Source organism: Methanospirillum hungatei, from assembly GCF_020216685.1.
Lineage (GTDB): Archaea > Halobacteriota > Methanomicrobia > Methanomicrobiales > Methanospirillaceae > Methanospirillum > Methanospirillum hungatei_B.
This window is the reverse complement of record NZ_JAIWNS010000102.1, coordinates 1-10,483: the sequence shown is the minus strand read 5'-3', so window position 1 is coordinate 10,483 and position 10,483 is coordinate 1. Positions and strand designations below refer to the sequence as shown.

Sequence of the window (10,483 nt, the reverse complement as noted above, 5' to 3'; positions counted from 1 at the left end):
TGGATGACCAGTTAAAGAACATGGGGTTCGATAGCTTGCTCAGGGAGAAAAGACTCTCACCTTAGTAAGTTATAAATTGCCAGAATTAGGTCCTTGATGTCATCATGCCTGGGGCTTCTGGGTTTGATCTTCTCCGAACCCTCAAAGAAGATCGGCGATACAGCCAGATACCGGTCATCATGGTCACCGCGCTCGGCCTTGTGCAGGATAAGGAACTTGCTTTCAGACTTGGTGCAGGAGATTACCTGACCAAACCTTTTGATACCCGTGAGATGCTGGCACGGATCGGGACCCATATCACACTGAAAAAGAAGAGTGATGATATCACTCATACCAACCAGATACTCTCAACCATCCTTGCAACCATCCCCGGTATCGTCTACATGAAGGATGCAGACAGAAAGTTTCTGCATGTAAATCACCTGTTTGAAGAGATGTGCGGGATGTGCCAAGACCAGATAATCGGAAAGACCGATACCCTGCCTCAGAGAGAACTTGCAGAGGCGTTTAACCGGTCAGAGGAACTCATTTTTACCCATGGTATCCCGTTCCTGGAAAATGTTGAGGATATTCCTTCGAAGACGGGCGAAACGAAGAAGATATTCTTCCGCCGCCAGCCGGTCAGGACTCCTGACGGAGAGTTAAACGGACTAGTGGGGGTTGGAATTGACCTGACTGAACAGATCCTGCTTAGGAACATACTGTCAGACCGGGAGGCCTTTCTCTCCACCCTGATGAACTCGTTTCCGGCACGGATTTGGGCGGTTGATGTGAACTATCTCTTTACCCAGCAGAACATACATCATGCGGCCAGATGGGGGAGCCTTATCGGAACATCGGTTGATGAGATAGAGACCGACAGTTCAGTCAGGGAGGAATGGAAGAGACGGTGTGATGCTGCATTAACCGGGAAGACAGATTGTGCAGTATATCCCTGCGGAAATAAGGAAAAATGCAGGGTTCTGATTTCATGGACGGTCCCTATCATCGAAGAAGACAAAACGACCGGAGTGCTCGGCATCTCATTTGAATTGGATGAACGCACCATCCAGAGCATAGCACGTACAAAAACAGAATGTCAGGGTGATGAACCTGCATATATGTAACGGGTGCCGGGTATGGTTCAGGTTCTAGTCGTCGATGATACCAGGTTCATGCGAACCATTCTGGTGAATATTCTTACTGAAGAAGGGTTTGAGATAGTCGGTGAGGCAGAAGACGGTCAGCAGGCAGTTGAGTTATATCTGAAGACAAAACCTGATCTGGTTCTTATGGATATCATCATGCCAAAGATGGACGGGATGATGGCTTTAAAGACCATCCTTGGAGTAAACCCTGCAGCAAAGGTTATCATGGTGACTGCCATCCAGTCTGTTGAGATGGCAAAACTGGCATTCAAATGCGGAGCTTTGAGTTATATTATCAAACCATTTCAGAAACAGGGAATATTACAGGAGATTGATAAAGTTCTTCATCAATAGCCGGGGGATATCTATAAGAAATTCCAGTACCAAAGAAACATTATATTTCCCTGTATTCCCCGCACCCCCAACACCCCCCGGAGATGACGAGCCCTGAATCCAGAAACCTCCACCCCGATATCAGTTCTTTTTGTCGATGATGAACCGAGTATGGGCGATATTGCCCGTATCTTTCTTGAAGACCGACTGGGAGGGTGTGTCGTAACCCTGGTAACTGATGGGGAAGATGCCCTGGAACATATTCATACCCATACTTATGATGCGATTGTTGCGGATTATGAGATGCCAGGGCTTGACGGATTGCAACTTCTCCGGACCTTACGGGGCATCGGTGACAATACGCCCTTTCTTGTCTGCACCGGTAAAAGCAGGCATGAAGTGGTCATTGAAGCCCTGAATGCCGGTGCTGATTTCTACCTGCAGAAAGGGGAAGACCCCCTTGTCCTGTTTACTGAGATGAAGCAGATGATCGTCCAGGCAGTGACGCGAAGACGATCAGAGAAGGCACTGGCAAAATCCCGAAACCTTCTTGAAGAGATCATCGATTTTCTTCCTGATGCAACACTTGCTGTCGATTCATCACAGCGTATCATCGCATGGAACCGGATCATGGAAGAACTGACCGGTATCCCGCCTGGAGTGGTGCTCAATAAATGCCAGGATTTTTCGGAGTGTACCTACCGGTATCCCGGCGTCTCTTCTCTTATCGAGAGGATCCTGATCCTTGGAGAGCAAACAACAGGAGATCCGGATAATCCCGGAATAGAAAACAGGATCATAACCGAAGAATACCACGGCCATGTCGGGGAAGGTGATGATGCAGATCGGTATTACCGGATCATGGTCTCTCCTATCCTTGATGCTGATATGCAAAAAGTCGGGTTTATCGGATCGGTCAGGGACATAACCCTGCAGAAACGATCAGAATATGCACTTCTTGAGAGCAGGGAGAACTTTCGTGCACTTGTTGAGAACAATACCGATATTGTCATGAGATTTAACCCGGAAGGAAGGCACCTGTATGTAAATCCTGCAGTTGAGCCGTATATTCCATTCCCTCCTGAAAACCTCATCGGAAAGACGTACGGAGAACTGGCCTATCCTCCACGAATGGCTGATGACTGGGACGCCCTCATTCAGCAGGTGATTAAAACGGGAAAACCACATGAAGCAGATATCTCATTCCAGTCACCGAAGGGAATGGTAACCTTTAACTGGCGGCTCTTTCCGGAGTTTGACATGGAGGGAAAGGTCCGATCTGTCCTCTCCATATCCCGTGATATCACCTATCAGCGAGAGTTTGAACAGGAGAAACAGGCATTACTCTCACAGATAGAGAGAAATCTTGGTGAGTTTGCTATCCTCAACGACGGAATCAGAAACCCTCTTGCGGTCATCACCGGCTGGCTGTCCATTATGGATCTCCATGAAGAGGAGCGGTCAACACTCATGCATCAGATAAAGCAGATTGACGAGATGATAACCCAGCTTGACCGGAGATGGGTCGAATCAGAGAAGGTTCTCGGGTTTTTACGACGCCATTACGCAATCCAGGCAGGGTACCCAAGGTCTCCGGAGTGAGCATGTGTGGAAGATATTGTATTGCTGCATCCCCAGGTGAGCTGGCAGAGCGATACCACGTATCAGCCCCTGCATTCTTCTTCCCCAGATATAATGTTGCCCCTTCAGAACCGATACCTGCAGTCATTTCCCATCAGAATCATACGGAAATACTGGTTGGGAATTTTGGTTTCTCACAAGGGTTGAAAGGAAGGGTAATAAATGCCAGAATAGAGAGTATTCAGGAGAAACCTCTCTTCAAATCCCACCTGCAATCAGGACGATGCCTCATTCCCGCTTCCGGATATTATGAATGGAAGTCGGTCGGAGGAAAAAAGGAGCCATGGTACATCTATCTTCCTGACGTTCCCATCATCTCTTTTGCCGGCCTTGTACGAACCATGCATGCAGGTCATGAGATGGTTATCCTGACCACAGAAGCAACAGGACCAATACAGGAGATTCATTCCCGTATGCCCCTGGTCCTCTCGCAACAGGGAGAAGAGGAATACCTTACCGGGAAAGATCCGGCAGAGTCTATGAGGTATGATAGTTCAGAGTACCGGATGCACCGGGTATCAGATCTGGTAAACAAACCAGGCAGGGAAGGGCCGGACCTTATCAGACCGGTGGTCATGAAAAATGCCCAGAGAACCCTGGACATGACAGAGCCGGCGTAATTACTGCTGATTGCCTGGAGTATTACACCTGATAGGAAGGACGATGGTAAATGTAGTTCCCTGATCTGGGCCGTCGCTTGATGCAATAATGGTCCCATGATGTTTCTGGACGATCTTCCGGCAGATTGCAAGACCCAGGCCTGTTGAACTCTTATCATGCCGTGACCGGTCTGATTTATAAAACTCCTCAAAAATCAAAACCTCTTCACCAGCCATGAGTCCTATCCCGGTATCCTGCACCGTGACCGTTACGGTATCGTCATCTCTCTTGACCTGAATCCGGATGCATCCGCCTGACGGTTTTGAAAACTTAATAGAATTTGAGACAAGATTATCAATCAGTTCCTGAATAAGAATCTGATCTCCCTGAATGATGCAGCCTTCAGGTACCTCAACCTGAGTTTTTATATGCGCCTGTCTGAGTGACATCCGGTTGATCTCAAGAACTGCCCGGATGGTCTCTGCAAGATCAATATCATCACATTCAGGAATATAATCCAGTGAGTTCAGCCTTGCTAATTTCAGGGATTTCGATGCGATATTCTGAATATGCCGGGCATTTCTCTCAATGATCCGGACCATGTTCGCATGCTCCTCACCATCCAGTTCACAAAGCCTTGGTAAAAGCCCGAGGATGGGGGTCAGCGGCGTCCGGAGATCATGACCAAGCTGCATGATAAAATCATTCTTCTGCTCTAAAAGCCTCATCACCTCTTCAGTTCTGGCCTGCACTATCCGGTCAAGATCCGCATTTATCTGAAAGAGCTGATCCCGTACTGCCTCAAGTTCTTTTGTCCGCTCTTCCATCTGCAGGGCATATAACCGGATCTTCTGCTCATTCTCTTTTCTCTGGGTGATATCGGTGACAACACCAAATGACCCGGTATACCGGCCATAGGGATCAAATGAGGGTGATGCTGATATCTCTGCAATAATCTGGCGATTCTTTGCGGTAACCAGGGAAATTTCATACCGCTCTGACAGACCCTGCTTCCGGTTCTTCATCTTTTCGCGGATAATTTCGTGATAAGAGGGATGAATGATATCAAATGTACTTCTCCCGATAAGATCTTCAGGAGAAGCCTCCAGCATTTCAGCCATCCGGGTATTGACAAAGGTTGTCTTTTCATCCTGATCAACAATCCAGATGCCTTCATTCAGCTTCTCCACAAGACGCTGATACTCCTCCTTACTCTCCCTGAGATGATGTTCTTTCTCCTGAAGACTGGATATCAGATCATTGAGATGAGAGATCAGAAGGTTCAGACTTGTTTCAAGCTTAGAAAATTCATGACTCCCGGAGTAGGATACCCGGTGATTCAAATCCCCATGGGCTATCAGGTTAATATCATCAATTATCCGGTGAATCGGCCGTGTGATATGATAAGCCAGCAGATATGCGATGAAAAATCCGAGCAGCCCGGCAAAAAGTGCAACGAGTACATGGAATAACCGTATCGAGTCAAGATGCCGTTGCATCACCGCAGTATCATATTCAATCCGTGCAACCATGTCAAGCATCGTTCCCGATGCCGTCTTATCATCAGAGATATCAATAAAATAATAATATGTTTCTGAGGAATTCACCGGATCAGAGATTTTTATCCGCTCAGCACCCTGAAAGACCTTCTGAACATACTCAATAGCAGCTGGATCTGATGGCCTCTTATGATCATCCATGCTCCACAGCGTCCTGAACATGGAATCATATAATGTCACTGAACGGAGGTGGGGTGTTTCATTCACAAAGGATCGCATAACATTGGCATAGGAAAAATTCCTCCGATCTTCAGTAAAGTCGCGGATAAAATATGAAATTTCCAGCAGATACCGATGATCCGGAGTAGGGTAATAAGCAAATTTCCGTGATTCCTTCACCGAGCTGAATCCATATACTGCCCGGTCGGCTTCAAAAACCGAGCCATTTCGTATCCGGGTGATTACTTCGTATACATTTGGCCATTTTTTAAAATCAAGACCGATATCTCCAATATAGGTAGCATCAATCACGATCCCGTTCTCATCAATGATATAAACATCCGCGATATCGATCACGTCCGGGCTGAACCTGCTTTTTATATCTGTCACATTCATCCTTGCAGGATCGGCTCCGGACTGGTTATACGCGTCAAGAAATATGGAGAACTGCTCTTTCATGGATTTGTCAAAGGTATGATCAAAGAGGAGGAGACCCTGATTAATCAGCTGCAAGGAGCTCTTCAGATGGTGCTCATTATGTTGTACTTCACTCTCCCAGGTATCATGCAGATGCTGATTTGTCTGCTCATAGGTAATGACAGACATCAGAAAGATTACCAGAATGAAAACAGTGGTCAGGATTATCATTACCAGTACAGGAAAAGAAAATCTGATACGGGATATTTTTCCTGGTTTTTCAGAACTGTCCGGCACTGTTCTTCCTTGTGGATGTATTTGAGTTTCTTCTGTAAAGAACGTATTTATCCGTTCCCACTACGATCTCTGAGAGGATCTGGCAAAAGGCCCTGATACTATGATAGAGATACCTGAAAAGATATGCCTTGTGCCCTGCAGGTATGCACGGATAGGTTATACCGCTTTAGGAACGGTTTTTGTCATCACAGCGGTAATAGGAATTTTCCTCCCGCTCCTTCCAACAACCCCCTTTCTCCTGCTGGCCGTTCTCTGTTATGCAAGGGGATCAGAGAGGTTTTATACCTGGATCATGAATCACCGGGTTTTTGGTCAATATATTAGTCAGTATACCAGCGGGAAGGGCATGTCCCTGAAGTCACGTATAGGAACAATCCTTCTGCTCTGGGTGGTAATTGGATGCACCATTCTTTTCTGGATCAGAACTGACATCATCCGCATCATTCTTCTGATCATTGCATTATCAGTCAGTATCGGACTTTATACCATGAAACCACAGCCATGGAACCTAGAAAAAGAATAAAATCTATACTTTCTTCTTCGCAAAAAACGGCTTTGCCGCTTTACATCGCGGACATACCCAGGTATCTGGTATCTTTTCAAATAATGTTCCTGCGATAATACCGTGCTCTGGATCTCCGAACCGCTCATCATATACATATCCGCATTTCGTACACACCCATGCTGCCATATCAGAATATCTGTCGTACGGGGTAATGAAGGATCCGAATCAAATAGGGCAGGATTTGCAATACAGAAAATCTGATTCAGATGGTCACCCGGTTTTTCACTTTCACCCCGTATATCAAAATGTTATATACCCCTTGAGAAAAACGCTCATGAGTCAGGTTAGAGAAAAAGGATTGACCCTCCAGTAAGAGAGATATTCCTGACCTGAAGGAGAGAGAGATGTCAAAGCAGGTTTTTGTATGTCAGAGCTGCGCAATGCCGCTTGTCAAAGATGAGGACTGTGGAACAGAGAAGGATGGCAGCAGATCGTCTATCTACTGTACTTACTGCTACCAGAACGGTGAATTCACCGACCCTGATGCAACCGTGGAAGGTATTGCAGAACTGGGTGCCGGTATGATCTCACAGATGTATGGAATGCCCATGGATAAGGCCAGGATGTTCATGACCGGTCAGATACAGACGCTGAAACGATGGAGCGGAAGAATTGTCCCTAACTGTCAGAGTTGTGGTATGCCCCTCTTTACCAGTGCTGATGCCGGGACAGAAAAGGACGGGAAGGAGAGTTCTACCTATTGTATCAACTGTTATCAGAATGGAGTATTTACCGAACCTGACCTCACTCACGAAGGAATGGTTCAGAAATGCACTCCGATGCTTGCACAGATGTTTGATCTGAAACCTGAAAAAGCAGAAGAGATGGTCAGGGTATTTACCAAAGATCTCTCCAGGTGGAAGTAAATTACCCAAGTGTCACAACTATCATTGCTTCTGCATCCTGCAGTGATCCGCTGGGATTCCCGTAATAATATGAGACGGTATCTCCGGCCATGAGTAAGTAGAGATTCAGACCATCGGTTTTTGGTTCTGCATAATCTTCCAGAAGTTCTCCATTTACTCTGACAAACCACACTTTTGTTGCTGTGTTGAAAAATTCATTAATTCCTTCCAGAATTAAGATGCCTCCCTTATGCATACCCCGGTCATCGATACACAGATTCTGAATCTTTTTGTCAATAAGAAGCATGTGAAGGACTCCGAGCGGAGTGTTCACCGGTATCTCGTACTCAATCCCAGAACTATCCGTGACATTTACGGTTCCCTCCGGGAGGGCAAGTACACCTGAATAGATCATCCGGTTATCTTCCTTCTGTGCAGTGGGTGTTGGCTCAGGGAGCCCTTCGACCAGATCCGTGATATCGGTGATATTTCCGGTTTCATTCACCGGTTCCTCTGTGGGTGTCATAACCGGGGAGACTTCTGCCGGGGGAGGGGGAACAGGAGTAGAAACCACTGTGGCCTCAACTAGGGGAACGGTGGTAGGAACTGGACTTGGAACCGCAGTAGACTCTACAACAGGAACGGCGGGAGCAACTGGAGGAGATACAACCGTGGCCTCTACCACGGGAACGGTGGTAGGAACCGGACTTGGAACCGCAGTAGACTCTACAACAGGAACGGCGGGAGCAACTGGAGGAGAAACAACCGTGGACTCTACCACGGGAACGGTAGTAGGAACTGGACTTGGAACGGCAGTAGACTCTACGACAGGAACGACGGGAGGAGCAGGAGGAGAAACAACCGTGGACTCTACCACGGGAACGGTAGTAGGAACTGGAGGAGAAACCACTGTGGCCTCAACTACAGGAACGGTAGGAGGAACCGGACTTGGAACAGCAGTAGACTCTACGACAGGAACGACGGGAGCAACTGGAGGAGATACAACCGTGGCCTCAACTACAGGAACGGTAGGAGGAACCGGACTTGGAACAGCAGTAGACTCTACGACAGGAACGACGGGAGAAACGGGGGTCGGAACAGCAGTAGCCTCTACCACGGGAGCAACTGTGGGAGCGGGGGTTGATATGACCGGTATCTGTGATATAACATACTGGCCCATCATGGCAGAAGGAGAGACAAATTGCATCACCCCATTCTTGCTCCCCACCTGAACCCAGATAAGGGCTTTCGCAGCACTGGCAGGCAGGGTCGGATCACCGTACGCGAAAAGAACGTCGTCGCCATCCTTCAGGAGATAGGTATTCAGCCCTTCTACAGAAGGAAGGAGGTATTCTCTCAGCTGAACACCATTCACCAGAACAAACCAGGCATCATGTTCAGTCACCTGGTAAGAATTTACCCCGTCAAGGGTGAAAATACCCCGTTTATCAATCAGCTCATCCCCGATCCGATAACTGGAAATCATACCGGTCCCAGCCAGTGCCTGGATAATCCCCCCCGGCGTCATAGCAGGAATCTGATACAAAGCCCCGGAATCAGCCCGTATTGACACATTTCCATCCCCATATGGAATCTGGCCGGAAAAGATCACAACCTGATTCTGCACCTGCTGAACAGGAGTTCCTGCACCACAACAGAATGGCAGGATCATACAGAATATAAGAATGCTCAGGATACCCGGTACCCATGCCCTCATACTACCCCTTTCCCTCATCTGGTTCCCATCTCCTCGTTTATCACACGCAATGGCTGTAAGAATGGTAGTCGGCTGAATATATAAGCGATTTGGCTGATGCTCTGATTTTCCAACAAAAAGACGGTGTTCTGTGAGAAAAAACCGATCCATACAGGCAACTTTTATATAAAGCGGCAGATATTGATAGTGTAGATACATGGAATTCGAGGCAAAAGGATTACTATTCAGGAAAGTCGCCCTCCCTGACCACCTGCCTGGATCCTTGTTCCTGCATCCTATGCCAGGCAGGTATGAAGACATAGGGACCTTTCTATCAGAACTGGAAAAACGAAATATTCAGACGATAATATCTCTTCCTGGCTTTGATGAGATTGCCAGCATATCTCCGGAGTACATGGATCTGATCAGGAACGAAGATCGGGCAATTACCATCGAATGCTTCCCGATTTCAGATTTCGGAGTTCCAGAGCGGCCTGATGATCTTTTAAAACTTGCAAAAAAATATGCAGAACACCTCAAAAAAGGAGATTCTATCCTTGTTCATTGCCGGATGGGGATAGGAAGAACCGGTCTTTTTGCTGTCACTCTGCTCATGGCATCAGGAATTGAGAGATCTCTTGCGGAAAAGATAGTGCGGAGTGCAGGAGCCGGGCCGCAAACCCGTCCTCAGGCTGACTTTTTACTGTGGGCAGAACAGGCACTGAGAGAATAAACCCCCGGATTGTGAAATCCAGTTTATGGGAGGATTTCAGGCCTTCTTCTGCTGCAGATATCGCATCTTTTTTGAGAGCATCAGTCCGACAGAAGGGTCCCCGCCTAAAGAGAACGCCCGCTCATGGGCAACAGCCGCCTCTTCAAACCGGCCTGCATTCTGTAAAGAATCCCCTTTTAAAAACCAGGCTTTGGCATTGGTATCATCAAGAGCTAAAATCCGGTCAAATGCTGCCGCAGCGGCATTATGATCTGCAGTCATCCAGAGCAGTTCTGCATACAACGACCATGCCTCAGTACTCTCCGGAGTTTTATCAATGAGCCGGCGGACAAGTGACAGTCCCTCTGCATATGAATCAGCCTCATAGAGGGATTTTACCCGTGCCAGCATCAGACCCGGATCATCAGGGATCTGCCGGAGTGCCTCTTTTACCGCCTGGGCTGCTTCATCCTCTCTCCCAAGTGTCTGTTCAATCTCTGCCTTCAGTTTCCAGGCTTCCGCATTCTCCGGA

The 10,483-nt window shown here is 47.5% G+C and carries 11 protein-coding genes; 7 read left to right on the top strand and 4 right to left on the bottom strand.

Annotation, left to right across the window (positions count from 1 at the left end):
• Positions 1-101 precede the first annotated feature (101 nt).
• From LDL35_RS06165 to LDL35_RS06150, 4 genes are all read left to right on the top strand, one after another.
• The gene (locus LDL35_RS06165) at positions 102-1,106 is read left to right on the top strand and encodes a response regulator (RefSeq protein WP_304020479.1); all 1,005 of its coding nucleotides are present in this window, start codon (positions 102-104) and stop codon (positions 1,104-1,106) included.
• Between the two features lie 12 nt (positions 1,107-1,118).
• A complete protein-coding gene (locus LDL35_RS06160) occupies positions 1,119-1,481 on the top strand; it encodes a response regulator (RefSeq protein ID WP_011448443.1) in 363 nt (120 codons plus the stop codon).
• A 93-nt stretch (positions 1,482-1,574) separates the two neighbouring features.
• On the top strand, positions 1,575-3,062 hold the full coding sequence (locus LDL35_RS06155; RefSeq protein ID WP_369694890.1) for a PAS domain-containing protein: 1,488 nt from the start codon (positions 1,575-1,577) through the stop codon (positions 3,060-3,062).
• A gap of 2 nt (positions 3,063-3,064) precedes the next feature.
• Positions 3,065-3,721: an SOS response-associated peptidase gene (locus LDL35_RS06150; RefSeq protein ID WP_304020475.1), complete on the top strand. Its 657-nt coding sequence runs from the start codon at positions 3,065-3,067 to the stop codon at positions 3,719-3,721.
• On the opposite strand, the gene LDL35_RS06145 is transcribed toward LDL35_RS06150, so the two are convergent.
• Positions 3,722-6,025, bottom strand: a complete 2,304-nt coding sequence (locus LDL35_RS06145) for an ATP-binding protein (protein WP_304020473.1) — start codon at positions 6,023-6,025, stop codon at positions 3,722-3,724.
• 208 nt (positions 6,026-6,233) lie between these two features.
• Here LDL35_RS06145 and LDL35_RS06140 point away from each other — a divergent pair, with 208 nt between their 5' ends.
• Entirely contained in the window at positions 6,234-6,656 is a 423-nt protein-coding gene (locus LDL35_RS06140) for a YbaN family protein (protein ID WP_304020470.1), read from the top strand.
• Positions 6,657-6,659: 3 nt separating this feature from the next.
• On the opposite strand, the gene LDL35_RS06135 is transcribed toward LDL35_RS06140, so the two are convergent.
• On the bottom strand, positions 6,660-6,824 hold the full coding sequence (locus LDL35_RS06135; protein ID WP_304020468.1) for a rubredoxin: 165 nt from the start codon (positions 6,822-6,824) through the stop codon (positions 6,660-6,662).
• 218 nt (positions 6,825-7,042) lie between these two features.
• Between LDL35_RS06135 and LDL35_RS06130 the strand changes: the two genes are divergently transcribed.
• Positions 7,043-7,564 carry a zinc ribbon domain-containing protein gene (locus LDL35_RS06130; RefSeq protein ID WP_304020467.1) on the top strand — a complete coding sequence of 174 codons (522 nt, stop codon included), beginning with the start codon at positions 7,043-7,045 and terminating at the stop codon, positions 7,562-7,564.
• A 1-nt stretch (position 7,565) separates the two neighbouring features.
• Here LDL35_RS06130 and LDL35_RS06125 read toward each other — a convergent pair whose 3' ends face one another.
• Positions 7,566-9,260 carry a hypothetical protein gene (locus LDL35_RS06125; RefSeq protein WP_304020465.1) on the bottom strand — a complete coding sequence of 565 codons (1,695 nt, stop codon included), beginning with the start codon at positions 9,258-9,260 and terminating at the stop codon, positions 7,566-7,568.
• A gap of 196 nt (positions 9,261-9,456) precedes the next feature.
• On the opposite strand from LDL35_RS06125, the gene LDL35_RS06120 reads away from it, so the two are divergent.
• Positions 9,457-9,972, top strand: coding sequence for a protein-tyrosine phosphatase family protein (locus LDL35_RS06120; protein WP_304020462.1), 516 nt, complete (start codon positions 9,457-9,459; stop codon positions 9,970-9,972).
• 36 nt (positions 9,973-10,008) lie between these two features.
• Here LDL35_RS06120 and LDL35_RS06115 read toward each other — a convergent pair.
• Positions 10,009-10,483, bottom strand: a 475-nt coding sequence (locus LDL35_RS06115) for a tetratricopeptide repeat protein (RefSeq protein ID WP_304020460.1), incomplete at its 5' end; no start/stop codon positions are given.

Excerpts from the sequence above, each read along its gene's own strand:
- LDL35_RS06160 (WP_011448443.1), top strand. The coding sequence starts at position 1,119 with ATGGTTCAGGTTCTAGTCGTCGATGATACCAGGTTCATGCGAACCATT.
- LDL35_RS06150 (WP_304020475.1), top strand. The coding sequence starts at position 3,065 with ATGTGTGGAAGATATTGTATTGCTGCATCCCCAGGTGAGCTGGCAGAG.
- LDL35_RS06145 (WP_304020473.1), bottom strand. The coding sequence starts at position 6,025 with ATGTCTGTCATTACCTATGAGCAGACAAATCAGCATCTGCATGATACC.
- LDL35_RS06140 (WP_304020470.1), top strand. The coding sequence starts at position 6,234 with ATGATAGAGATACCTGAAAAGATATGCCTTGTGCCCTGCAGGTATGCA.
- LDL35_RS06135 (WP_304020468.1), bottom strand. The coding sequence starts at position 6,824 with ATGGCAGCATGGGTGTGTACGAAATGCGGATATGTATATGATGAGCGG.
- LDL35_RS06130 (WP_304020467.1), top strand. The coding sequence starts at position 7,043 with ATGTCAAAGCAGGTTTTTGTATGTCAGAGCTGCGCAATGCCGCTTGTC.
- LDL35_RS06125 (WP_304020465.1), bottom strand. The coding sequence starts at position 9,260 with ATGAGGGCATGGGTACCGGGTATCCTGAGCATTCTTATATTCTGTATG.
- LDL35_RS06120 (WP_304020462.1), top strand. The coding sequence starts at position 9,457 with ATGGAATTCGAGGCAAAAGGATTACTATTCAGGAAAGTCGCCCTCCCT.